19 protein-coding genes are annotated in these 24,921 nt (G+C 66.5%); 10 read left to right on the top strand and 9 right to left on the bottom strand.

The window, feature by feature from the left end:
- Window positions 1-12: 12 nt before the first annotated feature.
- A complete protein-coding gene (locus tag H7X47_RS14590) occupies window positions 13-300 on the top strand; it encodes a GIY-YIG nuclease family protein (RefSeq protein ID WP_193369447.1) in 288 nt (95 codons plus the stop codon).
- Window positions 301-378: 78 nt separating this feature from the next.
- Here H7X47_RS14590 and H7X47_RS14585 read toward each other — a convergent pair whose 3' ends face one another.
- Both H7X47_RS14585 and pcaQ read right to left on the bottom strand, forming a co-directional pair.
- A complete protein-coding gene (locus tag H7X47_RS14585; protein WP_193369446.1) occupies window positions 379-1,698 on the bottom strand; it encodes an NAD(P)/FAD-dependent oxidoreductase in 1,320 nt (439 codons plus the stop codon).
- Window positions 1,699-1,791: 93 nt separating this feature from the next.
- Entirely contained in the window at window positions 1,792-2,712 is a 921-nt protein-coding gene (gene pcaQ, locus H7X47_RS14580; RefSeq protein ID WP_193369445.1) for a pca operon transcription factor PcaQ, read from the bottom strand.
- A 328-nt stretch (window positions 2,713-3,040) separates the two neighbouring features.
- Here pcaQ and pcaD point away from each other — a divergent pair, with 328 nt between their 5' ends.
- The 6 genes from pcaD (at window position 3,041) to H7X47_RS14550 (ending at window position 17,505) form a co-directional block, all read left to right on the top strand.
- Window positions 3,041-3,835 carry a 3-oxoadipate enol-lactonase gene (pcaD, locus tag H7X47_RS14575; RefSeq protein ID WP_193369444.1) on the top strand — a complete coding sequence of 265 codons (795 nt, stop codon included), beginning with the start codon at window positions 3,041-3,043 and terminating at the stop codon, window positions 3,833-3,835.
- Window positions 3,828-4,256, top strand: coding sequence for a 4-carboxymuconolactone decarboxylase (pcaC, locus tag H7X47_RS14570; protein ID WP_193369443.1), 429 nt, complete (start codon window positions 3,828-3,830; stop codon window positions 4,254-4,256). The genes pcaD and pcaC overlap by 8 nt, the downstream gene beginning before the upstream one ends.
- Window positions 4,253-4,966, top strand: a complete 714-nt coding sequence (pcaH, locus tag H7X47_RS14565; RefSeq protein ID WP_193369442.1) for a protocatechuate 3,4-dioxygenase subunit beta — start codon at window positions 4,253-4,255, stop codon at window positions 4,964-4,966. Before pcaC ends, pcaH begins: the two co-directional genes overlap by 4 nt.
- Window positions 4,967-4,976: 10 nt before the next feature.
- A complete protein-coding gene (pcaG, locus tag H7X47_RS14560; RefSeq protein WP_193369441.1) occupies window positions 4,977-5,579 on the top strand; it encodes a protocatechuate 3,4-dioxygenase subunit alpha in 603 nt (200 codons plus the stop codon).
- A gap of 10 nt (window positions 5,580-5,589) precedes the next feature.
- Entirely contained in the window at window positions 5,590-6,927 is a 1,338-nt protein-coding gene (gene pcaB / locus H7X47_RS14555; protein ID WP_193369440.1) for a 3-carboxy-cis,cis-muconate cycloisomerase, read from the top strand.
- Between the two features lie 393 nt (window positions 6,928-7,320).
- Window positions 7,321-17,505, top strand: coding sequence for a Calx-beta domain-containing protein (locus tag H7X47_RS14550; protein WP_193369439.1), 10,185 nt, complete (start codon window positions 7,321-7,323; stop codon window positions 17,503-17,505).
- Here the strand turns inward: H7X47_RS14550 and H7X47_RS14545 are convergent.
- The 5 genes from H7X47_RS14545 to H7X47_RS14525 all read right to left on the bottom strand — a co-directional run bounded on the left by H7X47_RS14545 (window position 17,502) and on the right by H7X47_RS14525 (window position 21,440).
- Window positions 17,502-18,221, bottom strand: coding sequence for a hypothetical protein (locus tag H7X47_RS14545; RefSeq protein WP_193369438.1), 720 nt, complete (start codon window positions 18,219-18,221; stop codon window positions 17,502-17,504). The two genes, H7X47_RS14550 and H7X47_RS14545, sit on opposite strands and share 4 nt — an antisense overlap.
- A 77-nt stretch (window positions 18,222-18,298) precedes the next feature.
- The gene (locus tag H7X47_RS14540) at window positions 18,299-18,910 is read right to left on the bottom strand and encodes a pyridoxamine 5'-phosphate oxidase family protein (protein ID WP_193369437.1); all 612 of its coding nucleotides are present in this window, start codon (window positions 18,908-18,910) and stop codon (window positions 18,299-18,301) included.
- A gap of 80 nt (window positions 18,911-18,990) precedes the next feature.
- Window positions 18,991-19,548 (bottom strand): putative pterin-binding protein, encoded by a 558-nt coding sequence (locus H7X47_RS14535; RefSeq protein ID WP_193369436.1) that lies wholly within the window; start codon window positions 19,546-19,548, stop codon window positions 18,991-18,993.
- A 53-nt stretch (window positions 19,549-19,601) separates the two neighbouring features.
- Window positions 19,602-20,648 carry an L-idonate 5-dehydrogenase gene (locus H7X47_RS14530; RefSeq protein WP_193369435.1) on the bottom strand — a complete coding sequence of 349 codons (1,047 nt, stop codon included), beginning with the start codon at window positions 20,646-20,648 and terminating at the stop codon, window positions 19,602-19,604.
- A gap of 84 nt (window positions 20,649-20,732) precedes the next feature.
- Entirely contained in the window at window positions 20,733-21,440 is a 708-nt protein-coding gene (locus H7X47_RS14525) for a DUF1194 domain-containing protein (RefSeq protein ID WP_193369434.1), read from the bottom strand.
- Between the two features lie 136 nt (window positions 21,441-21,576).
- On the opposite strand from H7X47_RS14525, the gene H7X47_RS14520 reads away from it, so the two are divergent.
- The 3 genes from H7X47_RS14520 to H7X47_RS14510 all read left to right on the top strand — a co-directional run bounded on the left by H7X47_RS14520 (window position 21,577) and on the right by H7X47_RS14510 (window position 23,563).
- Complete coding sequence (locus H7X47_RS14520) at window positions 21,577-22,347, top strand: SDR family oxidoreductase (protein ID WP_193369433.1); 771 nt, start codon at window positions 21,577-21,579, stop codon at window positions 22,345-22,347.
- A 134-nt stretch (window positions 22,348-22,481) separates the two neighbouring features.
- Window positions 22,482-22,964 (top strand): thiamine pyrophosphate-binding protein, encoded by a 483-nt coding sequence (locus tag H7X47_RS14515; protein ID WP_227010505.1) that lies wholly within the window; start codon window positions 22,482-22,484, stop codon window positions 22,962-22,964.
- A complete protein-coding gene (locus H7X47_RS14510; protein ID WP_193369431.1) occupies window positions 22,961-23,563 on the top strand; it encodes a thiamine pyrophosphate-dependent enzyme in 603 nt (200 codons plus the stop codon). The genes H7X47_RS14515 and H7X47_RS14510 overlap by 4 nt, the downstream gene beginning before the upstream one ends.
- A gap of 7 nt (window positions 23,564-23,570) precedes the next feature.
- Here the strand turns inward: H7X47_RS14510 and H7X47_RS14505 are convergent, their stop codons facing one another.
- Window positions 23,571-23,972: a RidA family protein gene (locus H7X47_RS14505; protein WP_193369430.1), complete on the bottom strand. Its 402-nt coding sequence runs from the start codon at window positions 23,970-23,972 to the stop codon at window positions 23,571-23,573.
- 27 nt (window positions 23,973-23,999) lie between these two features.
- Window positions 24,000-24,914, bottom strand: a complete 915-nt coding sequence (locus H7X47_RS14500) for a LysR family transcriptional regulator (RefSeq protein ID WP_227010504.1) — start codon at window positions 24,912-24,914, stop codon at window positions 24,000-24,002.
- Window positions 24,915-24,921 lie beyond the last annotated feature (7 nt).

Raw genomic sequence — 24,921 nt, 5'->3', positions numbered from 1 at the left:
CTACGCGTGGCAATGCCCTACTATGTTTACATCCTTGCAAGCCGCAAGAACGGAACGCTCTATATTGGCGTAACCAACGACATCGCCCGAAGGGTGCGGGAACACCGACAGGGCCGAGGTTCGCGCTTCGTCCAGAAATACAATGTCACGCGACTTGTCCATGTCGAGACACACGAAGCGATCGAGCGGGCGATTCAGCGCGAAAAGACAATGAAGGAGTGGCCTCGCGCCTGGAAAGCCCGGCTAATCGAACGTGGCAACCCCGAGTGGGAAGACCTTTACGACCATCTGAACGGATAGGGCAATGGGTCCCGGCAACAAGTGCCGGGACGACAGCTGTACAGGTGAGAAGGTCGTGCATCAATTGCTCGGCCAGACCTACCCCAGCACCGAGAAGCTGCTGTCGGGGTTGATCTCGCGGCGGCGCGAGAAGGTCGCGGTGTCGATGGTGCGGTCCAGGTGCTTCAGCTGGAAGGCCAGGGGCTTGCCGTCCTGGTCGCCGCCGCCTTCGACGTAGCCGATGAGCGCGGTCATCAGCCGCCCGGCGACGCCGGCGTTCTTGAACTGATTGCCGCTGGTGCCGATGGCCATGTAGAAGCCGTCGATGCAGGAGCGGTCGTAGATCGGGATCCAGTCCTCGGTCACGTCGTAGAGATCGACCACGCCCTTGGGGCTCTGCGACACCGGCACATTGGGCAGGCGCTGGGCGTAGCGGTAGGCCTGGGTCACCGCCTGGTCGGTGAGGTCGCGGTTGTAGTCGTCCGGGTCCACCACCTCGCGCGGGTCGCACTCCGGGTCCTCGCTGCCGACCAGGATGTGGTTGCCGGTCTCCGGGCGGATGTAGCAGGCGATGTCGCTGTCGGAGACGACGATACCGTCCTTCTCGAAATTCAGGCCGTCGGGCGAGTCCAGGTGCACCACCTCCTGGCGCAGCGGCTTGGTGGTGATGCGCATGTCGGCGTCGGCGCCGACGAGTTTGTTGATCTGGGAGGAGTGCGGCCCGGCGACGTTCACGACGACGGGCGCGGCGATGCGCGTGCCGTCGTCCAGCACCACGCCTTGCACCCTGCCGTTCTCGACCGGGATCTCCACCACCTTCCTGTTGAAGAGGAAGCTGCCGCCGGCGGCTTCCGCGGCGCGCTGCAGGTTGTGGCTGGCGAGCTGCGGGTCGCTGATGTAGCCGGCGGTGGGAAAGAACACGCCGCCGTCAATGGCGCCGCCGCTGGGCTCGCCGAAGTTCGGGTCCTCCATGCGCCGCGCCGGCCAGAAGGTCTTGAGATCGTAGCCGGGAATGGCCTGGCGGATGCGGTCGGCGTCCCAGTGCTCGTGCGGGATGTCCAGCGCCTCGACGTGCTTCAACACCGCGGCCAGGCCCTTGTTCTGCTCGGTCTTCATGATCAGGCAGCCGCAGTGATGGAAGATGGCGTGGCCGCGCTCGTCCGCCACGCCCAGGTAGCCGGGCCAGTCCTTCCAGTCAAAATAGCCGTCGTAGGCCATGGCCGTGCCGTCCAACGTGGAGTAATGCACGCGGATGATGGCGCAGGAGTTGGAGGTCGGGCCGTAGCCCGCCGCCGGCAGGGCGTCGACGTTCAGCGTCTTGTACCCGGCGCGGGCCATTTCCATCCCGATGGCGGCGCCGATCACCCCGGCGCCGATGATGACGGCATCGTAACTCCTAGATTCGCTACTCGCTGGCATGTGCATCCCTGCTTTTTCTGACGCGGCTCTATCTCACCCTGCCACTAGCCACGGCGGCCGGGAGCGGTCAAGCGCAGGAGCGACGTGATTTTCTCACCCCTGCTCCGCCGCGACCTCGCGGATCGCCTTCATGAGGATCTGCAGGCTTACCGAGGCGGGCATCTCCGCGCGCTGGGTGAGGCCGACGGGGCCTTGCGCCGGGGTGGCGTTGACCGGCAGGCGGGCCAGCAGGCCCTCGGCCAGGTCATCGGCGACCACCCCGTAGGAAATGATCCAGACCGCCTCGGTGGTTCGGGTGTAGCGCCGCGAGAAGTCCGGCGAGACCGACTCGATGACCTCGGGCAGGCGCGCCACCCCTTGGCTGACCAGCAAGCGGTCGACCTCCGGGCGGATGATCGAGCGCAGGGTTGGCAGGATCACCGTGAAATCGGCGAGCTGGCCCAGTTCCACCGTCTCGTGCGCCAGCAGCGGGTGGCCGGGACGGACGACGAAGACCACCTCCTCCGAATAGAGGTATTCGAAGGCCAGGGCCTGCATGGCGCGCGGCGCGGCCAGGCGGCCGACCACCAGGTCCAGGTCGCCCTGGCGCAGCTCGTTCAGCAGCAGCTCATTGGGGCCGGTTATGATGCGCACCGTGGCGCCCAGGCCCTCGGCCTTCGCGCGCAGCACCGCCTGGGGCATGATGCGGTTGGCGCTGGTCGGCAGGGCGCCGATCGCCAGGGTATGGCCGCCGCGCGCCTGGGCCTGGGAGACCGAGTCGACGCCCTGGCGCAGGGCGGTCAGCGAGGCCCCGGCATAGCGCTGGAAAGCCTCGCCGTAGCCGGTCAGGAAGACGCCGCGCCGTGAGCGCTCGAAGAGCGCCACGCCCAAAATGTCCTCAAGATCGGCGATGGCCTTGGAGACCGCCGGCTGGGTGATGGCCAGGGCCTCCGCCGCGCCGCCGAAGCTGCGCCGGGCCGCGACCTCCAGGAAGCAGGCCAGGTGGCGGATCTTGATGCGGCTGTCGGGCGCCACTTTTCATATCCATTTGGTTATGAATGAATGAGAACATAGCATTTTAAATATGGAAATAGGTATGGAATGATCGCGTTCAGGAATGGACGAGCGGTGTTCCCCCTCACCCTCCCGCCCCAGGGGGTTCGTTGGGCGGGGCCCTCCCTCTCCCACCAGGGGAGAGGGCACTCTCAAGCGGCCTCGCCTTACTTTCCCTCTCCCCTTCGTGGGAGAGGGTTGCGAAGCCTTAGCGAGATCGAAGATCGAGCTTAGGCGAAGCTGGGTGAGGGGGATCTTCAGCCCGCAAGCCCCCTAAGAGGGACTGCAGGCATATGCGGAGGAGATAAGTATGGATTTCAGGGTGCTGAACGGTGTCGTCCTGCACGTGGAGGACCTGGGCCCGGCCGACCGGCCGGCGCTGGTCTTCGCCAACTCGCTGGGCACCGACTTCCGCATCTGGGACGACGTGGTGGCGCGGCTGATCGAGCGCTTCCGCATCGTGCTCTACGACAAGCGCGGCCACGGCCTGTCGGAGACCGGCGACAGCCCCTACAGCATCGACGACCACGTGGCCGACCTGGCGGCCCTGTTGGACGACCTGGCGGTGGAAAACGCCATCATCTGCGGCCTCTCCGTCGGCGGGCTCATCGCCCAGGGGCTCTACGCCAGCCGCCCGGACCTGGTCGCCGCCCTCATCCTCTGCGACACCGCCCATAAGGTCGGCACCGCCGAGGCCTGGGCCGAACGCATGGCCGCCGTCGAGGACGGCGGCATCGCGAGCATCGCCGATGCGATCCTTGAGCGCTGGTTCACGGAGGAATTCCGCGAGAGCGATCCGATCGCGCTGCAGGGCTGGCACGCCATGCTGACGCGCACGCCGGTGGAAGGCTACCTGGGCACCTGCGCGGCGCTGCGCGACGCCGACTTCACCGAAGAGGCGAAACAGATCGCGGTGCCGACGCTCTGCGTCGTCGGCGAGGAGGACGGCGCGACGCCGCCGGAGCTGGTGCGCCAGACGGCGGACCTCATCCCCGGCGCGCGCTACGAGGTGATCGCGGGGTCCGGGCACCTGCCCTGCATCGAGCGGCCCGCACAGCTGACCGAACTGATCCTCGACTTCACAGAGGGCAACAATCTTGTCTAAGAGCACAGGTTCTGACGACACGCGCAGGAGCGCCGGCCGCAAGACCCGCAGCGAGGTGCTGGGCGAGGCCTACGTCGCCGCCTCCGACGCCAAACGCAGCGGCTTCAACGCCGACTTCCTGGACTTCATCACCGAAGGCGCCTGGGGCTCGGTCTGGTCGCGCCCCGGCCTGACCCGGCGCGAGCGCAGCATGATCACCATCGCGCTGCTGGCCGCCGGTGGCCACTTCGAGGAAGTCGCCATGCACGTGCGCGCCAGCGCCAACACCGGGGCCAGCCCCGAGGACATCAAGGAAGCGCTGCTGCACGTCGCCGTCTATGCCGGCGTGCCGGCGGCCAACCAGGCCTTCAAAGTGGCACAGCAGACGCTCGAAGAAATGGGTGGGGACAACAAACAAGGCAAGCAGGAGACCCGGAAATGACCACGCCCCCCAAACCCTACTCACCACGCGATTGGAGTTCGCACCCTCCGATCATCGCCCCCGACTACAAGTCCACGCCCCTGCGCGGCGCCACCAAGCCGCTGATTCCGATCCGGCAGAGCCTGTCCGAGCTGACCGGCCCGGTCTTCGGCCAGGATTCCCTCGGCGAGCTGGACAATGACCTGACCAAGAACGGCCGCAAGGACGGCGAGCCGCTGGGCGAGCGCATCATCGTCTCCGGCAAGGTGGTCGACGAGCTCGGCCGGCCGCAGCCCAACATGCTGGTCGAGGTCTGGCAGGCAAACGCCGCCGGGCGCTACGTCCACAAGGTGGACCAGCACAACGCGCCGCTGGATCCCAACTTCTTCGGCGGCGGGCGCTGCGTCACCGACGACCAGGGCGTCTACCGCTTCTACTCCGTCAAGCCCGGCGCCTATCCCTGGGGCAACCACCCCAACGCCTGGCGGCCCAACCACATCCACTTCTCGCTCTTCGGCCCCAGCATCGCGACGCGGCTGGTGACGCAGATGTACTTCCCGGGCGACCCGCTGCTGGACCTCGACCCGATCTTCCTGTCCTCGCCGGAGAAAGCGCGCGACCGCCTGATCTCGGAGTTCGACCTGTCGCTGACGGAGGAGGAGTTCGCGCTGGGCTACCGCTTCGACATCGTGCTGCGCGGGCCCTGGGAAACCCCGATGGAAACGGCGTGAGGCAAGACCAATGACCAAAGGACAAACCCCTTCGCAGACCGTCGGCCCCTACTTCGCCTACGGCCTGACCCCGGAACAGTACGGCTACCCGCTGGCCTCCATCGCCTCGCCGGACCTGCGCACCCCCGATGTCGAGGGCCGGCAGATCCGCATCGAGGGCCGCGTGCTGGACGGCAAGGGCGAGGCGATCGACGACGCCATGATCGAGATCTGGCAGGCCGATCCGCAGGGGCGCTACGCCCACCCGGCCGATCCAAGCTACAACAAGGGGCGCGGCAACATCGCCTTCAAGGGCTTCGGGCGCTGCGGCACCGGCACCGACCCGGAAAATCGCTTCATCTTCGACAGCGTGAAGCCCGGCGCGGTCGATGACTCCCAGGCTCCGCACATCAACGTCATCGTCTTCATGCGCGGACTCTTGAGCCACCTCTACACCCGCATCTACTTCGCCGACGAAGCCGATGCCAATGCGAAGGATCCAGTGCTGCTAAGCGTGCCCGAAGACCGCCGCGACACCCTGGTCGCCGCACGGGAAGAGTCGGGCGGCACCGTGGTCTACCGCTTCGACATCCACATGCAGGGCGAAAACGAAACTGTCTTCTTCGACGTGTGACGAGCCCTCGATGAGCCTCCTGCCTTTCGACAGCGCCTTCCTGGCCCCGCTGCTCTCCGACGCGGAGACGGCGGAGCTGCTGGACGACCGCGCGCAGCTTCGCGCCATGCTGGTCTTTGAAGCGGCGCTGGCGCAGGCCGAAGGGCGCAGCGGGATCATCCCGGAAGACGCCGCCGCGCGCATCGCGGCGGTGGCCGAAAAGCTGGAGATCGACCCGGCCGCCCTGGCCGAGGACTCGGCCCGCGACGGCATCCCGGTACCGGCCCTGGTCGCCGAACTGCGAAAGGCGGTCGCCGAACAAGAGGGGGGCGGAGAGGCGGCACACTACGTGCACTGGGGGACGACTACTCAGGACGTCATGGACACGGGGCTCGTCCTGCGCCTGCGCCGCATCCTAGACATCTTCGACAAACGGCTCCTGGAGCTGGGCGACAGCCTGGCCAAGCTGGCCGACGCCGAGCGCACCACCGTCATGCTGGCGCGCACCCGCGGCCAGCAGGCGACGCCGACGTCCTTCGGCCTCAAGGTCGCTGGCTGGCTGGCGCCGCTCGACCGTCACCGCGCGCGTCTGGCCGAACTGCGCCCACGCCTGGAAGTGCTGAGCTTCGGCGGCGCGGCCGGCAATCTCTCCGCGCTCGGCGAGCGCGGCACAACCGTGGAAGCAGCGCTCGCCAAGGAACTGGGCCTGGCGCTGCCGCCCCTGCCCTGGCACAGCCAGCGCGACGGCCTGGTGGAACTCGGCAACTGGCTGGGCCTGGTCAGCGGCAGCCTCGGCAAGCTGGCCGGCGATATCCTGCTGCTGTGCCAGAACGAGGTGGGCGAGCTGCGCGAAGGAGCCGGTGGCGGCTCCTCCACCCTGCCGCAGAAGCAGAACCCGGTGCGCTCGGAAGCCGTGCTCTCCCTCACCCGCCACGTGGCGGGCCTGACCGGGCAGATGCAGATGACATCCTTCCACGCCCACGAGCGCGACGGCGTCGCCTGGCAGATGGAATGGCTGGTCCTGCCGCAGATGCTGGTCGCCACTGGCGCGGCCCTGCGCCGGTCGCTGGAGCTGCTGGACGGCCTGCAGGTCGACCGCGCGAAGATGCGCGCCAATATCGAGGCCACCGGCGGCCTGACCCTGGCGGAGGCGGCGAGCTTCGCCCTCTCGGCCCACCTGCCCCGCCCCGAGGCCCAGGCCCTGGTGAAAGACGCCTGCAAGGAAGCCATCGCCTCCGGCCGGCCCCTCATGGAGATCCTCGCCGAGCGCAGCGAGGCGCCCGTCGAGTGGCAGGCCCTGGCCGATCCGGCACTGCAGCTTGGCGCCGCCGAGGCCTTCATCGACCGCGTCCTGCACCAGCGGCGCTGACGCCCCTCACGACATCACCCTTCACAGCCTCCCGTTAACCATATATGGGCGGCCCGAAGCGCTTCTCGATCACGTCCAACGATATAACCGATTGTGAGTTTTCTCCGGAAACCCACCAATTACGCGAGCGTCACGGAGATTTCTTCAATTGAAGTCTTCAATTACAGATTGCGGACCGTTAAGCTTTCCTTAGCCATACGTCGGCACAAGGGGGGAGCGACGTTGATCGGGCGATATCCACGAATTCCGCCTGGCGGAGGCCGCTGTGCGGGTCTCCGGCCCGGCCACACAGGCTGTGCTGCGGCTTGCCCGCCCGCCGCCCGCGAAACCGTGCGCTTCCAGCCCCCTACCTCCCGGATCTTTGCCCAGTCTTTTGAAGGTCAGTCGTAGTCCATGAAAAAGCTCTTCAGTTCCTCCGATGAAGCCAGCAGCGCCCTTGGTACCCGCGGCGAATTCCTCGAGGAATTGAGGGAGTCTTTTGCCGAAAGCTTCGCCTACGACCTCTTTGACTGGCTCAGCCTGCCGGGCTCGCAAAGCGTCACCTTCAACCCGCCGCGCTTCATGGCGGCCGCGAAGGAGGCTGCTCGCGGGCAGGACGAGACGGACGATCCCGTCAGCCAATACACCAGCAACGCCGATATCCCGATCTATCTGACCGGCGAGGTCGTCACCGTCGGCGATCCCGGCAGTGTCAGCCCGCAGACCGCGGTCTCGGGCCCGCTCGTGCAGGTCGACGACTTCCGCCTCGATGCCCGCTTCGCCGGCATCGACGGCAGCGGCTACACCATCGCGGTGCTGGACACCGGCATCGACCTGGACGACCCCTTCTTCGGCCCCGACCTGAACAACGACGGCATCTCGGACCGCATCGTCTACCAGTATGACTTCGCCGACAACGACGGCAACGCCGGCGACTTCGACGGCCACGGCAGCAACGTGGCCAGCATCGCCGCCTCCTCCGACTCCACCTACACCGGCATGGCGCCGGGCGCCAACATCGCCGCCCTGAAGGTCTTCAGCGACGCCGGCGGTTCCGGCGACTTCGGCGACGTCGAAGCGGCCCTGCAATGGGTCATCGCCAATGCCGAGGCCTACAACATCGTCAGCGTCAACATGTCGCTGGGCAACTTCGCCGCCTACGACATCCCGCAGCAGCTTTTCGGCATCAGCGACGAGATGGCGACCCTGGCGGCCATGGACGTCATCGTCGTTTCGTCCTCCGGTAACGACTTCTTCCCCTTCAACTCCGTGCAGGGCGTTTCCTACCCGGCGGCCGACCCCAACTCGCTCTCCGTGGGCGCGGTCTACAGCGCCGACACCGGCGGCTGGGAATATCAAAGCGGCGCCATCGCCTATAGCACCGGGCCGGACCAGATCACCCCCTTCAGCCAGCGCGACGCGGAACTGAGCGATATCTTCGCGCCGGGCGCCGCCATCACCGGCGCCGGCGCCGGCGAGGAACTCGTTCAGGTTCACGGCACCAGCCAGGCCGCGCCGCACATCGCCGGCATCGTCGCTCTGGTCCAGGAACTGGCGGTGCAGGAGGTCGGCCGCAAGCTGAGCTTCGACGAGATCCAGGCGCTGCTCGACGGCACCGGCGACACCATCATCGACGGTGACGACGAGGACGACAACGTCACCAACACCGGGCTCGCTTTCCAGCGCGTGAACGTGCTGGCCCTGGGCGAAGCGATCCTGGACCTGGCCGCCCCCGTCGACGGCGAGCGCGATCCCACCTATTTCCAGGTCACCGCCCTCGACAAGTCGCAGGCCGAAGGCGACAGCGGGGGCACCAGCTACAGTTTCCTCATCACCCGCAGCGGCGACCTGAGCGAGGGCGACAGCATCGACTACAGCGTCGCCGGCAGCGGGGGCGACCCGGCCGATGCCGGCGACTTCCTGGGCGGCAGCCTGCCCGGCGGCAGCGTCTTCTTCGGCGCCGGCGAAACCAGCAAGCTCGTCACCATCCAGATCGCCGGCGACATCGAGGTCGAGGCGGACGAGACCTTCGAGCTGACCATCAACAGCGTGCCACCCAACGGCCAGGTCATCCTGCCCAGCGACGAGGCCACCATCGAGAACGACGACAGCGCAGGCGGCGGCCCGGTCGTCCTGCTGCAGGCCGATTTCGACGGCAGCGGCGACACCGGCGGGTTCGTCTACCGGGACGACCTCTTCGGCGGCAACAATGGGGCCTATGCCGACGGCGGCTGGGAGGACCAGGGGCTGACCGTCACCCTGGGGGGCATCAACAACTCCGTGATCACCGGCATGACCGGCGGCTGGGAGACCAGCATCACCCTGGACGAGGACATGGAGGTCAACCTCTCTTTCCTCTACGAGATGATCATGGAGGAGCAGTACGAGGCCGACGAGTACTCCCAGGTGCTCGTCAGCATCGACGGCGGCACCCCGATCGTGGTCGACGAGATGGCCGGCAACGGCAACGGCGGCCCCGACGAGACCACCGGCCTGCAGACCTTCATGGCCAGCCTCGGCACCCTGGCCGCCGGCGATCACACCCTGGCGATCGGCCTCTACAACAGCAAGAAGACCTGGCGCGACGAATCGAGCTACCTCACCATCGACGACGTGACGGTGACCGGCACGGCGTCCGCGCCCGCAGTGGCGACGGCCGCGACCACCTTCGACAGCTTCTTCGCCATCGCCGCTGACGACGCCGTCAAGGCCGAGGGCGATGCCGGCACCACGGCCTACAGCTTCACCGTCACACGCAGCGGTGACACCAGCGGGGCCGCCAGCGTCGACTACAGCGTCACCGGCAGCGGCATCAACGCCGGCGACTTCGTCGGCGGAACGATCCCCAGCGGCAGCCTGGCCTTCGCCGCCGGCGAGACCAGCAAGACGCTCACCATCGAGGTGGCCGGCGACATCGCCATCGAGACCGACGAAGGCTTCGGCGTCGTGCTTTCCAACCCCTCGGCGGGCGCCGCGATCACCACCGCCGGCGCCGTGGGCATCATCCTGGACGACGACGATCCGGCAGCGGCCGCGACCTCCTACGCGATCGCCGCGCTGGATGCCGTGAAGGCCGAGGGTGACGCCGGCCTGACGGACTTTACCTTCACGGTGACGCGCAGCGGCGATGTCTCCAAGGCCGGCCTGGTCAGCTATGAAGTGACCGCCGGCGACACGGATGCCGGCGACTTCGCCTACGGCATCCTGCCGCACGGCGCGCTGTTCTTCGCCGCCGGCGAAACCAGCAGAACCATCACCGTGCAGGTCGCCGGCGACGTTGAGTCGGAAGGCAGCGAAGACTTTGCCGTCGCGCTCTTCGATGCGCTGGGCGGCGCGGACATCACCGCCGCGACGGCCAACGGCACGATCGTCAACGATGAGCCGGGCACTTTCTACGAGATCAGCGCCCTGGATGCCGTCAAGGCAGAAGGTGACCTCGGCCCCAAAGCATTCACCTTCACAGTGGCGCGCAGCGGCGACACAGCAGTTGAAAGCTCGGTAGATTACGGCGTCTACGGCACGGCCGGCACGGCGGATTTCCTCCTTGGTCGCCTACCCAGCGGCACCCTAAACTTTGCGGCGGGCGAAGCGAGTAAGACACTTACCATCAACATTGTCGGCGATACCGACTTCGAGTCGGACGAAGTGTTCAACGTCACGCTCAGCAACCCGTCGCTTGGCTCGGAGATTATTTCAGGGTCTGCGCAGGGCACGATCCTGAACGACGATCCAGCGCCCCCGGCGAGCACTTTTTCTATCCATACCCTTGTGGGCTCGACCAACGACGAAGGCGACGTCGGCACCACGCCCTTCACCTTCATGGTTCAGCGCTACGGTGACACATCGAGCGAACAGTCAGTGGACTATGCCGTAACCGGCGGCGTTGCGGACTTCTATGACTTCCCGGGCGGTATCCTGCCCAGCGGGTCCGTCACCTTTGCTGTCGGCGAAACCCAGAAAACGATCACCATCGATGTTGCCGGCGACGTGACGCTGGAAAGCCAGGAGACCTTCACGGTCTCTCTCAGCAATCCTACGGGCGATGCCGGGATCTCTTCTTCTGCCGGCAGCGCCAACGGCACGATCCGCTCAGATGAGACTATCGATACACCATCGTTTGCGATCCAGGCCGACAGCCCCTTCGACGCAGAAGGAGATAGCGGCTCTTCGGCCTTCACCTTCACCGTCACTCGCAACGGCGATCCGACCGGCACCGTTTCAGTCGACTACCAGGTATCCAGCAGTGAAGCGGACGCAAGCGATTTTGCCGGTGGCCTCCTGCCCGCCGGCACGCTTATCTTCGTTCCGGGCGAAATCAGCAAGACACTGACAATCGACATCGCCGGCGACGCGGCCGTCGAGAGCCATGAGGCCTTCACGGTTACGCTGGTCAATCCGTCTGCCGGCACCGGTATCGCGCGCGGCTTAGCGAGCACCATCATTGTTAATGATGACGCAGTCGCTCCCTCCGCCGCTGCTGTCGAAGAGACAACAGGCGACGGAGCAGCGGCAACGCCTGACGCGGAGATTCAGGCCACCGCAACCACCTACATAGGCTTGAACGTTGCCGCCCCCGTGGAAGAGGGCAACGAAAGCAACTCCTTCTACGAGGTGACGGTGACGCGCAGTGGCGACACCTCCGCCACCGACCTCGTCGACTACGTCGTCCGCGGCATCGAGGCAGACGCCGCAGACTTTCCCGGGGGCGTTTTTCCCAGCGGCACGATCTCCTTTGCTCCAGGAGAGATCAAGACAATTCTCCGCATCGAGATAGCCGGCGACACTACCCTCGAGATGGACGAGACGTTTCAGGTCGACCTCTTCCCTCAGACGCCAACGACAGTCTTCAACTACAACTACGGCACCGGGACAATCGTCAATGATGACCCGATTTCCGCCTCGGTTGCGCTGTCCATTGAAGTTTCGAGCGGCTGGACGCCAGAGGGGAACTCAGGCCTCGTTGAGCACAAAGTTGAGATCACACGCTCCGGTGACTTGAGCGAAGCCGGTTGGGTCGACTACGCCGTTTCGGGTTACGGGGCCGATCCTGCGGACCCGGATGACTTCGTCGGTGGCTTCCTCCCGCAGGGGCGGATCTACTTCCTGGCGGGCGATGAATCCAAGACCTTCTCCCTCTATACCGTGGGCGACCGTACTGAGGAGGCGCTAGAGGAGTTCTCCGTTACGATTGTCGATACGTCAGGCGACTGGTTCCTGCTGAACAACAATGCGGTCGGGGGCATCTTCAACGACGACCCGCCGCCGCTGCTGAACACCCTGTCAATCGCTCCGCTGGATGCCGTCAAGGCAGAGGGTGACGCGGGCGCCACGACCTTCACCTTCGAGATCACACGTGGCGGCGCGGCCGAGGGTACGACAACCGTTCACTACCAAGTCTACGACAAGCAGTTCTACGGCGACGTCGAAGCCAACGATTTCGCCGGCGACATCCTGCCAGCAGGGACCGTAGTGTTCGCCGATGGCGAGACCAGCAAGACCGTCAGCGTTGAGGTCTCCGGCGACACGCTTTTCGAACTCTTCGAGGACTTCGTCATCCGGATCTACGCCGATGAGGGCGACACGCGCGTGCTTGACAGCCAAGCCGTCGGAATTATCCAGAACGATGATGCGGCACCAGGCATTTCAAGCTTTGCCATTGCGGCTACCGATGCGGTCAAGGCCGAAGGCAGCTCCGGCACGACGCCCTTTACATTCGAGGTAACGAGGAGCGGCGACACCACGAGCAGCGGGTCCGTGGACTACCGCTTTTCGAGCTCGTCCCAATCGCTCGATGCCACGCGAGATGACTTTGCCAACTTGCCGACACAGGCCCAGACGATCTACTTCGACCCGGGAGAAACGAGTAAGACGATCACGCTGGAAGTCAATGGCGACACCGACGGTGAACGTGACGAGAACTTTGCACTTGAGCTCGTCAATCCCTCGTTCAATGCCTCGATTACGACCGCGACCGCCAGCGCCACCATCCTGAATGACGACGTTTGGGTTCCAGATTCGTACTTTTCCATTGCCGCGACGAATGCCGTCAAGGTCGAGGGCAACGCGGGCCTCAACACCTTCACCTTCACTGTGACCCGGAGCGGCGATACATCATCTCTCGAATATGTCGACTATGCCGTAACGGGCGGGCCCGCTGACGCTGAGGACTTCTACTATGAGCCGAGCGGCACTCTTGCTTTCTCGCCGGGCATTACCAGCCGCACCATCTCGATCTCCGTCGCGGGCGACACCCAGGTTGAAAATAGTGAGGATTTCATTGTCAGCCTTTCGAACCCGTCGCCTGATGCCGGGATCGATGTTGCATCCGCCACAGGCACCATTCTTAACGACGACGGCCTGCCGCCGGGAGACACATATTTCGCAATCGTGGCCAACGGCACTTCAAAATCTGAAGGCAACTCCGGGTCCACTCCCTTCACATTTACCGTCTCACGCATCGGCGACGTGAGCGCCGCAGGCTCAATAGACTATTCCGTCATCGGTTCAGACGTCGATGGAAGCGACTTTGTCGGGGGGACTTTGCCCAGCGGCACCCTAAGCTTCCTCGCCAATCAAACGAGCAAGACGCTGACCATCTACGTTCAAGGCGACAGTGTCGCCGAATACAGCGAAGACTTCTCCGTTTTGCTTGAAAACCCCTCTTCCGGCAGCGAGATATTGTTGGGCGTCGCCAACGCTACGATCATCAACGATGACATTGGCGGCCCGCCGACCTCCTTCCTCTGGATCCGTGCCACCGATCCAGCCCATGAGGAAGGCGACGCTGACACCACTACCTTCACCTTCGGCATTGAGCGGAGGGGTGACTATCACCCGGCAGGCTCTGTCGATTACTATGTGTCCGCAAGGACGGCCGACGCCTCCGATTTCCCCGGCGGCGTGCTGCCGAGCGGAACGGTTTTCTTCGCCGAGGGCGAAACCTTCAAGACCATCACAATCGAGGTTGCCGGCGATACGGATTTCGAAAGCAACGAGGAATTCGGTATTACGTTGACCAACCCCTCGGATGGCCTTGATGTTGCCCTGGACTCTGCCCGGGGGACCATCTTCAACGACGATGCGCCGCCGCCCGGTGAGAGCGCCGTACTCCTGGAAGCCGATTTCAATACCGGCTCCGGAGGCATGGACGGCTTCAACTATTTCGACGGCGCCTTGGGTATTTCCGGCGGCTCAAACTATGTCCATGGTAACTATACCGGCGAGGACCTCCGGATTTGGCTGGGCGGCGTCGACAACAACGAGGTGAACGGCGCCTCCGGCGGTTGGAAGAACGATTTCTACGTGCCTGAGGCGATGGAGGTCACGCTCACCTTCGATTATCGGATGGCGCAGTCGGGCGAAATGGACACCGGCGAGTTCACACAGCTGCTGTTCAACATCGACGGTGGGCCCGTTCAGCTGGTTGACCAGCTGGATGGCGACAGCGGCAGCTCCGACAACGACTTCGTTGACCCGACGACCTATCAGGTCAGCCTGGGAGTGCTGGAGGAAGGCTATCACACTCTGGTTCTCGGTGGGTATCTCAACCACAAGGACGCGATCAACGAAGAGAGCGAGATCTTCTTCGACAACGTAGTGGTCACGGGTGATTTCCCACAGCCGGTGGCAACCTCCTTCGCCATCGCCGCCGAGGACGCGGTCAAGGCCGAGGGCGATGCCGGCAGCACCGCCTTCACCTTCACCGTGACCCGCTCCGGCGACACTTCCGGGGCCGGTTCCGTCGATTGGGCGGTGAGCGGCGCGGCCGTGGACGGCGCCGACTTCGGCGGCAGCCTGCCGAGCGGCACCGTGGGCTTCGCCGCCGGCGAGGTCAGCAAGACGATCACCGTCAACGTCGCCGGCGATACCGACTTCGAGGGCGACGAGGTCTTCACCGTTACCCTCTCCAACCCCTCGGCGGGCTCCGAAATCACCATCGCAACCGCCGACGGCACCATCCTCAACGACGACCCGGCCCCGCCGTCGACCTTCTTCGCCCTGGCCGCCGAGGATGCGGTCAAGGCCGAGGGCGATGCCAGCAGCACCGCCTTTACCTTCACCGTGAGCCGCTCCGGCGATTTTTCCGGGGCCGGTTCCGTCGATTGGACAGTCACCAGCAGCGAGGCCGACGGCAGCGACTTCCTCGGCGGCAACCTGCCGAGCGGCACCGTAAGCTTCGCCGCCGGCGAGGCCAGCAAGACGATCACTGTCAACGTGGCCGGCGACACGGATTTCGAGGCCGACGAGGACTTCACCGTCACCCTCTCCAACCCCTCGGCGGGCTCCGAAATCACCACACCGAGCGCCGGCGGCACCATCCTCAACGACGACCCGGCCCCGCCGTCGACCTTCTTCGCCCTGGCCGCCGAGGACGCGGTCAAGGCCGAAGGCGATGCCGGCACTACCGCCTTCACCTTCACCGTGACGCGCTCGGGCGACACCTCCGGGGCCGATTCCGTCGACTACGCCGTGCAGGCGCCCACCACGGCGCTGGAGGCCGGCGCAGACGATTTCCTCGGGGGCGTCTTGCCGAGCGGCACCGTGAGCTTCGCCGCCGGAGAGACCAGCAAGCTCATTACGCTGCAGGTCGTCGGCGACACCGACATCGAAGCGGACGAGCTGATTTGGATCCGGCTTTCCAATCCTTCGGCAGGCGCGCAGATCATCTCCGTCAGCGCCGAGGGCACCATTTTGAACGACGACAGCGCCCCGCCGCCGACCGTCCTCGCCATCGCCGCCGAAGACGCGGTCAAGGCCGAGGGCGACGCCGGCACGACGGCCTATAGCTTCACCGTCACCCGTTCCGGCGACACTTCGGGGGCCGAGTCCGTCGACTGGGCGGTCAGCGGCAGCGATGTCAACAGCGCCGACTTCGGCGGCAGCCTGCCCGGCGGCACGGTGAACTTCGCCGCCGGCGAGGTCAGCAAGACCGTCAACGTCAACGTTGCAGGCGATACCGACTTCGAGGCAGACGAGACCTTCACCGTCACCCTCTCGAACTCTTCGGCGGGTTCCGCCATCACCACCGCCAGCGCCGAGGGCACCATCCTGAACGACGACACGCCGCCGGTGGGGCCCGTCACCGTCATCGACGAGAGCTTCGACAGCGACAGCGGCAGTTTCACCTACGCGGACAACAGCTTCGGCGGCTCGGCCGGGGGCGACGCCGACGGCAGCTGGGACAGCGGCGCGCTGCGGGTCGATCTCGGCGGCGGCAGCAACACCACGGTCACCGACATGTCCGGCGGCTGGACCACCAGCTTCACCCTGGACACGGAAAGCGAGGTCTCGCTGTCCTTCCTCTACGAGCTGACCCAGTCGGAGCAGTACGAGGCGGACGAGTACAGCCAGCTGCTGGTCAGCATCGACGGCGGCGCGCCGATCCTGGTCGACAGCCTGACCGGCAACGGCAACGGCGGCGGCGCGCAGAGCACCGGCCCGCAGACCTTCAGCGCGGTGCTCGGCGTCCTGGCGGCCGGCGACCACAGCCTGACCATCGGCGGCTTCAACAACAAGAAAACCTGGTCCGACGAGTTCACCGACCTCACCATCGACGACGTGACGGCGACGGCCACGCCGACCGCGCCGCCCGAGCCCATCGACACCAGCTACGCCATCGCCGCCGACAACGCGGTGCTGAGCGAGGGCGACGCCGGCACCACGATCTTCACCTTCACCGTGACCCGTAGCGGCGACCTGGTGCAGAACGGGAGTGTCGATTTCACCGTCGTCGGCTCCGGCGGCGCCGCGGCCGACGCGGACGACTTCCTGGGCGGCCTGCTGCCCGGCGGCAGCATCATCTTCGACACCCCCGGCGTGAGCGAAGCGACGATCTCCATCGAGGTCGTCGGCGACACCGACTTCGAGGCCGACGAGGGTTTCACCGTGATCCTCTCCAACCCGGCTGTGGGCGGCGAGATCACCGGCGCCTCCGCCGGCGGCACGATCCTGAACGACGATCCCGAGCCGACCGGGCCGGTGACCCTGGTCGAGGCCGACTTCAATGCCGGCGGCGATACGGGGGGCTTCGTCTACAGCGACGGCGTCTTCGGCGGACCGGCCTCCCAGTCCGACGCGGACGGCAACTGGTCCGGCGGCGCCCTTACCATCGACCTCGGCGCGGGCAGCAACAGCACGGTAACCGACATGTCCGGCGCCTGGGAGATCGACTTCTCCCTGGCGGCCGATATGGACGTCTACCTGACCTTCAGCTACGAGCTGCTGATCTCCACCCAGTACGAGGCCGACGAGTACAGCCAGGTTCTGGTCAGCATTGACGGCGGTGCGCCGATCACCGTGGACGAACTCTTCGGCGACGGCAACGGCGGCCCCGACCAGACGACAGGTCTGCAGGCGGCGGCGCTGGACCTGGGCAGCCTGGCGGCTGGCGACCACAGCCTGGCCATCGGCGGCTACAACAGCAAGAAGACCTGGTCCGACGAGTACACCGAGATCACCATCGACGACGTCCTGGTGATCGGCACGCCCCCGGCCGGCGGCAGCGAGGCGGCCCCGGCGGGCCTGGTCACCGGCGGCGGGGCCGAAGCCCAGCCCCTGGGTCTCTCCGAGACGGAACTGTTGGCGACGACGGGGTTCTAGGGATCAGGATTGTCGTGTATTTTCGCGCTGAGCAGAACCTGCTCAGCTACATCGGCGTTGCTCGCATCCCGGAATTTCCGCCACTTCTCTTCCGGGGGCATCTGGAGGAAAGCTGCTCCGGGTCCCTTCTTCTCGAAGATCAGCGCCTCGACAAAATCCAACCCGGTCACAACCACAAGCGTGTCTCCGACCCATCGCTCGAAAGCGCTGACGAAAGCGCCGGCATAGTTCACACAATGTCCGATTCCCAGTTTCGAATCGAACAGGGAAAATCCGGACTCCCCCCAATAGCCAGCAAAGCTCCTGCAGAAATGTTCGTGAACAGCCCGAGCCGTGGCGTTGCGCGGCACGACCAAGGCCTGGCTGCGGTCCTCCCACTCACCCGGCTCGCCTTCCGGTATCAGCTCGACGATAAAGACCAGTATATTCGCTTGCACGTCCTTGCCGGCAAAGCCGTCGAGAAATGTTTCGCCGAAGGGATGATCTGGGAATTTCCGACGAAGTGCCTCGTTGCCACCAAAGCGGACAAACTCCACCTGCCGCCTCTCCGGCGCATCTTCGGGGAGGTCGCGGAACTGCGGGCGCTCGTAGAGCGAATAGCTGTTGGGGATCGACACCTCGAGCTTGCCGCCGAAGAGCTTATGCACCGTCGTGGGACGCTGGACGCAGGCGGTGATCCCCGCGAGGATTACAGCGAAAACGAAGAAGCGCAGCATGTATCCCCCGCAACGGCTGGCGGCTTCAGAACGTCGCTACCTTGCCGGGAGAATGCGGCGGAACTACGGCGGGGCCGTTACCACAGCGTCTTCTGCGCCCGCGCCGGCCATTCCTCGTCGTAGGCGGCGCCGCCGACGCGGTCTTCGCTCTGGGCGGCGAGGATCTGGCCGGGGGTCGGCAGGGACCTGGGGTCGACGTGGCGCTCTGGGTGCCACAGCTCCGAGCGCAGGATGGCCCGGGCGCACTGGAAAAACACCGTCTCCACCGTGATCACCAGCACGCTGCGCGGCGCCTTGCCCTGCGCTGTGAAACGATCCAGCAGGGCCGGATCGACGCTGATCACGGCGCGGCCGTTGACGCGGATGGTGGAGCCCGAGCCGGGCACCAGGAACAGCAGGGCGACGCGCGGGTCGTGCAGCACGTTCCTCAGGGAATCGATGCGGTTGTTGCCGCGCCGGTCCGGCAGCATCAGCGTCTTCTCGTCCTCGATGTGCAGCACGCCGCCCAGCTCGCCGCGCGGCGAGCAGTCGAGGCCGCCGGGACCGCTGGTCGCCAGGGCAACGAAGGGCGAGGCCTCGATGAAGCGGCGGTACTGCGGCGTGATGCGGTCGGCCTCCTTGACCAGCGAGGCCTCGCCGGGCCGGCCATAGATTGCTTCCAGTTCTTCAGGGGTGGTGATGGTGGACATAGCGGTCTTCCGGACAAGTGAAGAGGCGCACTAAAGCACCGCCGACGTCCCTGGCGGCATGAAGGTTTCGTGAAAGAGGCCTACTTGATCTCGATGTAGAAGGTCGCCCAGGGCCAGCGCAGCTCGTCGTCGGCGGTCAGCGCCCGGCCATCGGGATAGGTGTAGACAACCCAGAGCGGGCCGCGCTGTCCCAGGCCCAGGGGCCTGCCGTCCTGGCGGAGGCCGACGACCCAGTCCAGGCCCTGCAGGTCGTCCCAGGAAATCTCGCTGGCGTAGCCGTCCAGCGCCACCAGGGTGACGGTCTTGCCGGCACCGCCGACCGCACCCACCAGGTCGCGCAGGTAGGGCCCCTGGACGTAGACGGGCTCCGGCCAGGCGTCGAGGTTGATCTCGACCGCGTGCATGCCCAGGGCCGCCAGCATGGCCGTGTCGAATTCGACCGCCTTCTCGAAGCTGCGCTCGTGGTACTTCAGAAAGAAGTCCTTGTTCGCGTCGAAGGCCGGCCGGTTGGTGTTTTCGATGGCCCCGGCGACGGTCACCACCACCGCGCCCTCGGGCCGCTCCAGCTCCGCCGCCTGCGAGGATCCACCGAAAAGCACGAAAACACAGAGCACCGCGAAAGCGCGCAGCAGCAGCATTCTCTTTTCCTCTCTCATCACGGCCTTGCCAGAAAGCTGTCAATTGAAGGTGTTCAGTTGAAGGCGATCTGGGCCTTCATCACCTGGCTGCGGTCGCCGGCCAGCTCGAAAGCGGCCACCGCGTCGTCGAACTTCAATGTGTGGGTGATCAGCGGCTTCACGTCGATGAGGCCCTTGGCGATCATCTCCACCGCCAGGGCGAACTCCTCGTGGAAGCGGAAGGAACCGCGCAGCTCCAGCTCCTTGCCGGTGATCTGCATCATCGGCAGCGTCATGTCGCCGCCCATGCCCAGCTGCACCACCACGCCGCGTGGTCGCAGCGCGCCCAGGCCCGCCACCAGAGCCGCCTGGGCGCCCGAGGCCTCGTAGAGCACGTCGAAGGTGCCCTTGTCGGCACCGTAGGCGGCAAGGGCGTCCTGTTCCTTGACGACGTTGATGGTGCGCTCGGCCCCGGCCCTGGCCGCATGGACCAGCGGCTGGTCCTCGATGTCGGTGGCGACGATCTCCGCCGCCCCGGCGCGCCGCGCGGCCAGGATGGCCAGTACCCCGATGGGCCCGCAGCCGGTCACCAGCACCCGCTTGCCCAGCAGCGGTCCGGCCCGCCGGGTGGCGTGCAGGGCGACCGACAGGGGCTCGGCCATGGCGGCCTCGCCGGGGCTCACCCCTTCGGCCTTCACGCATTGGCTCGCATCGACCAGCAGCGCCTCGCGGAAGGCGCCCTGGATGTGGGGGAAAGGCATGGCCGAGCCGTAGAAGCGCATGTCGAGGCAGTGGTTCGGCGCCCCTTCCAGGCAGTAGCGGCACTTGCCGCAGGGCCGCGAGGGGTTGACCGCCACCAGATCGCCCACCTCAAGGCCCCCAGGAACCATATCGGCCACGCCCGGGCCCAGTTCGGCGACGCGGCCGGAGACCTCGTGGCCCAGCACCATGGGCTCCTTCAGGCGCACCGGCCCGAAGCCGCCGTGGTTATAGTAGTGCAGGTCGGAGCCGCAGATGCCGCCGGCAGCGGTGCGCAGCAGCACCTGGCCGGGGCCCGGGGCTTCCTCGCGCCAGTCGTCGGCGCGAAGATCCTTGGGGGCGTGAACTACGAGCGCGCGCATGGCCATGGCTTTCGCGGTTGGCAGGGGGGTCCACGAGAGTGCCCAAGCCCCGGCCTCCTGGCAAGGGGATGCGTCGTCTCCGGCCTAAGGAGTCGTCGTCATTTCCATCCGGCTGATCTGCTGGTCGCCGATCTCCCGCAGCAGCTTCAGCCGCATGGCACGGGCGAAATCGTCAAAGTCCCAGGCCGTCTCGACAAAGGCGCCGGGCCCGCCGATCACGTGGGCCCGGAAGAAGGACGTCAGGTCGGCCTTCAACTCCTCGATGGCCAGCCCGTTGATGACGACGCCGCCCGCGACAATGTCGTCGCGCACCGCCAGGGTCGGGGGAAGATTGTCCGCCTCTCCATTGCCCGCAAGGTCGATGACCCGCCGTCTTCCCATGACGGGAGAGCTGTCGAACAGGCGGTAGGCGAAGGCCAGGGCGGCATGGATCGTCGTGCTGCCGCGGAAGCTCCTTCGTGGCATTCGCGCGACCTCATCCGCGAAGGCATCCATCGATTCCCGGCTTTGCAGCCGCCTCCAGGGAACGGCGACAAACTGATGCTCCGGGCCGGCCCAATGAAAGACGGTAACGACAATTCCGCCCCGCGCCTGCGATATGGTGTCCCGTACCGCGGGGTCGCGGAAGGCGGCGGCCGTGCCCGATCGCTGCAGGGCGTATTCCTCGTCGTCCACGCTGGCCGAGACATCGACCGCCAGAACCAGCTCCAGCTCGACCGAGGTCGCCGCAGCCGGCGGTGACGGCAGCGTCAGCGACAGAACGACGAGTGCAACGATGGCGACGCGCCACACAGTCCGGCTCCGTCCGACTGTCCGGGGACCCCACCATCATCCGCCCAGGCCGCCGGCGCGTCTACCAACGGCCGGTTGACGGGCCGGCGCCGATGCCCGACAACAACCGCCTGCCTTCCGGAACAGGATACCCGCCATGCAGTCCCTCGCCCTCTTCGATCTGACCGGTAAACGCGCCCTCATCACCGGCTCCAGCCGCGGCATCGGCTTCGCGCTGGCCCAGGGCCTGGCGGGCGCCGGCGCCCAGGTGATCGTCAACGGCCGCGATGCGGCGCGCCTGGGCGAAGCGGCGGAAGCTTTGAAAGCGGAAGGTGCGACGGTCCACCTGCTGGCCTTCGATGCGACCGACCACGGCGCGGTGAAGGCCGCTGTCGACGGCTTCGAGGCGGAGACCGGCGCCATCGACATCCTGGTCAACAACGCCGGCATGCAGCACCGCACGCCGCTGGAGGACTTCGAGCCGGCGGACTTCGAGCGCCTGATGCAGACCAACGTCACCACGGTGTTCAACGTCGGCCAGGCCGTGGCCCGCCACATGATCAGGCGCGGCGCCGGGCGCATCATCAACATCTGCTCGGTGCAGTCGGCGCTCGCACGCCCCGGGATCGCGCCCTACACGGCTTCGAAGGGCGCCGTCGCCAATCTGACCAAGGGCATGGCCACCGACTGGGCGAAACACGGCCTGCAGGTGAACGGCCTCGCCCCCGGCTACTTCGAGACCGAACTGAACTCGGCCCTGGTCGCCGACCCGGAGTTCTCCGCCTGGCTGGCCAAGCGCACCCCCGCCGGGCGCTGGGGCAAGGTGGAGGAACTGGTCGGCGCCGCGATCTTCCTGGCGGGCGAGTCCGCCAGTTTCGTCAACGGCCACATCCTCTACGTGGACGGCGGCATCACCGCCAGTCTCTAGCCCTTCCCTTGCCAGGGCGACAGCCGCCGGGGCATGATCGGGGCAACAACAAGAGCAGATGCCCCGGGACAGAAACATTGGTCGCCCAGCCCCATGAAGCGTCCGGGCCGCGCTGGCCGGACGAGGTATTCTCCTTGCTGAAAGAGTTCGACGTCCGCCAGGTGCCCTACGTGCCCGACGGCGGGCTGGCCGAGCTGATCCTCGCGGTGCAGGCCGAGCCCAGCATGCGGGCCATCTCGCTCACCACCGAGGAGGAAGGCGTCGCGCTCTCTGCCGGCGCCTGGCTCGGCGGCCAGCGCAGCGCGCTCCTCATGCAGTCCAGCGGCGTCGGCAACTGCGTGAACATGCTCTCGCTCATCAAGACCTGCCGCTTTCCCTTCCTGAGCCTGGTGACCATGCGCGGCGAGTGGGGCGAGTTCAATCCCTGGCAGGTGCCCATGGGGCAGGCCACCCCCGCCGCCTTCGAGATGATGGACGTGCAGGTGCTGCGCGCCGACCACCCGGAGGAGGTGGGCGCGGTGGTGCGCGCCGGCGCCAAGACCGCCTACGAGGGCGGCTCGGCGGTCGCGGTGCTGCTGTCGCAGCGCCTCATCGGGTCAAAAGAGTTCGTGAAATGAGGGGAGGTCGCAAAATAAAAGGCCGCCTGGACCGACGCGAAGCCGTCGCCGCCCTGCTGGCGCCACGCCGCGACACCCTGGTCGTCACCGGCCTGGGCGCCGCCACCTACGATGTCGCCGCCGCGGGCGACCACGAGCGCAACTTCTATCTCTGGGGCGCCATGGGCGGCACCCTCGCCCTGGGCCTCGGCCTCGCGCTGGCGCAGCCGGAGGTGCCGGTGCTGGTGGTCACCGGCGACGGCGAGATGCTGATGGGCCTGGGCAGCTTCGCCACCCTCGCCCAGCAGGTCCCCGGCAACCTGACCGTCGTCATCCTGGACAACGGCCTCTACGGCGAGACCGGCCAGCAGGAAACCCATACCGCCGGCGCCACCGACCTCGCCGCCGTGGCCAAGGCCTGCGGCATTGCCGACAGCACCACGCTCACCACCCTGGCCGAGGTCGGGACGCTGGCGGCGCGCGCCCATGCGGTGGGCAAGCAACCGACGGTCGCCGTGGTCAAGATCGCCCGGGAAGACGCGCCGCGCGTGGTGCCGGTCCGCGAGGGCGCCTACAACAAGTCGCGCCTGCGCGTCGCCCTGGGCCTCAGCGCCGACTAACCCCCACCTAACCCTTGTAGACCACCAGGTCGATCTCCACCCGGGCGTCGCGGGCCAGCGCGGTGACGCCGACGGTGGTGCGCCCCGGCAGGCGGGCGTCGTCGGGGAAGTACTCGGCGTAGATCTTGTTCATGCCGGGGAAGTCGCGCTTAAAATCGGTGAGGTAGACCCGCGCGAAGGCCGTGTCGGCCAGGCTGTAGCCGCAATGGGCGACGATGCGCTCCAGGTTCTTGAAGACCAGCCGCGTCTGCGTCTCGATGGCCTCGGGCATGGGCGCCTCCATGTCGTCGGGGTCCACCGGCAGCTGCCCGGTGACGTAGAGGAAGGGCCCCGCCTCCACGGCGTGGCTGTAGCGCGCGCCGGGCGGCGCCGGGGCGGCATCGGGGGCGTTCAGGTGCTTCAGGGCCATGGCTTCAACCTCTCTCGGGTGGAATTGCTAGGATGCCGTCTGCTTCGCGACGCTGCGCAGAGCCTTCAGCACCAGGTCGGTGACCTCGGGATCGCCGGCGGCCGGGTAGACCACGTAGGCGGGATAGTGGAAGACCGGCGCCTGGGGCACCAGCTTCAGATGCCCCTCGACCAGCGGCGCGGTCAGCAGGCGGCGCGGCAGGTAGGCCGAAGCGCGGTTCTGCAGCAGGTATTTCAGGCCCAGCGAACCCAGCTCCATGTAGAGGCCCGGCGTCACGATGTCCGGAAAGTTCAGGCTGTGATCCACCTGAAACTCCGGGCCCCAGTCGATGTAGATGTAGTTGCGGCCCAACCTGCTGCCGGGCTTGCCGCCTTGCGCCCCCGCAGGGCGCGGCTCGCTGGAGACCAGCACCAGCTCTTCCTCGAACAGCAGCTCCACCTCGAAGCCGGGCCGCCCCTGGGGCGTGTACATGACGCCGAAGTCGAGGGTGCCTTCCACGAGGCGCTGCATCAGCGCCGAGGAAATGCCGGAGAGGGTGCGGATCGCCACCTCCGGCGCCTTGGCCCGCATGCGCGCCAGCCAGTCCAGCAGGAAGCCGTCCCAGAGGCTGTACTGGCCGCCCACGGTCAGGGCCGCCTGGTAGCCCGGCGGCAGCGACACTTCGAGCCGCGCCTGCTCCCAGACCCGGATCATGGCGACGGCATGCTTGTGGAACTGCGCGCCCGCCGGGGTCAGCACCGCCCCGGCCTTGCTGCGCTCGAAGAGCGGCTTGCCGAGCCGGTCTTCCAGGGTGCGGATCCGCGTCGAGACGGTGGACTGGGTCACGTAGACGCGCTTGGCCGCCTCGACGAAGCTGCCGCTGTCGACCACGGCCAGGAAGGTACGGGCGAGATCGATGTCCAAGACCGGGGTGCCCCATGCAACCAGGATAAAATTAGCCATGAAACCC

It is taken from the genome of Pelagibius marinus, from assembly GCF_014925385.1.
In the GTDB taxonomy this organism is placed as follows: domain Bacteria; phylum Pseudomonadota; class Alphaproteobacteria; order Kiloniellales; family Kiloniellaceae; genus Pelagibius; species Pelagibius marinus.
This window is presented reverse-complemented; position numbering and strand designations above follow the sequence as displayed.

Bases quoted from the DNA above. Each gene is read 5' to 3' on its own strand.
- H7X47_RS14590 (WP_193369447.1), top strand. From the start codon at position 13: ATGCCCTACTATGTTTACATCCTTGCAAGCCGCAAGAACGGAACGCTC.
- H7X47_RS14585 (WP_193369446.1), bottom strand. From the start codon at position 1,698: ATGCCAGCGAGTAGCGAATCTAGGAGTTACGATGCCGTCATCATCGGC.
- pcaD (WP_193369444.1), top strand. From the start codon at position 3,041: ATGGATTTCAGGGTGCTGAACGGTGTCGTCCTGCACGTGGAGGACCTG.
- pcaH (WP_193369442.1), top strand. From the start codon at position 4,253: ATGACCACGCCCCCCAAACCCTACTCACCACGCGATTGGAGTTCGCAC.
- pcaG (WP_193369441.1), top strand. From the start codon at position 4,977: ATGACCAAAGGACAAACCCCTTCGCAGACCGTCGGCCCCTACTTCGCC.
- pcaB (WP_193369440.1), top strand. From the start codon at position 5,590: ATGAGCCTCCTGCCTTTCGACAGCGCCTTCCTGGCCCCGCTGCTCTCC.
- H7X47_RS14550 (WP_193369439.1), top strand. From the start codon at position 7,321: ATGAAAAAGCTCTTCAGTTCCTCCGATGAAGCCAGCAGCGCCCTTGGT.
- H7X47_RS14545 (WP_193369438.1), bottom strand. From the start codon at position 18,221: ATGCTGCGCTTCTTCGTTTTCGCTGTAATCCTCGCGGGGATCACCGCC.
- H7X47_RS14540 (WP_193369437.1), bottom strand. From the start codon at position 18,910: ATGTCCACCATCACCACCCCTGAAGAACTGGAAGCAATCTATGGCCGG.
- H7X47_RS14535 (WP_193369436.1), bottom strand. From the start codon at position 19,548: ATGCTGCTGCTGCGCGCTTTCGCGGTGCTCTGTGTTTTCGTGCTTTTC.
- H7X47_RS14530 (WP_193369435.1), bottom strand. From the start codon at position 20,648: ATGCGCGCGCTCGTAGTTCACGCCCCCAAGGATCTTCGCGCCGACGAC.
- H7X47_RS14520 (WP_193369433.1), top strand. From the start codon at position 21,577: ATGCAGTCCCTCGCCCTCTTCGATCTGACCGGTAAACGCGCCCTCATC.
- H7X47_RS14510 (WP_193369431.1), top strand. From the start codon at position 22,961: ATGAGGGGAGGTCGCAAAATAAAAGGCCGCCTGGACCGACGCGAAGCC.
- H7X47_RS14505 (WP_193369430.1), bottom strand. From the start codon at position 23,972: ATGGCCCTGAAGCACCTGAACGCCCCCGATGCCGCCCCGGCGCCGCCC.
- H7X47_RS14500 (WP_227010504.1), bottom strand. From the start codon at position 24,914: ATGGCTAATTTTATCCTGGTTGCATGGGGCACCCCGGTCTTGGACATC.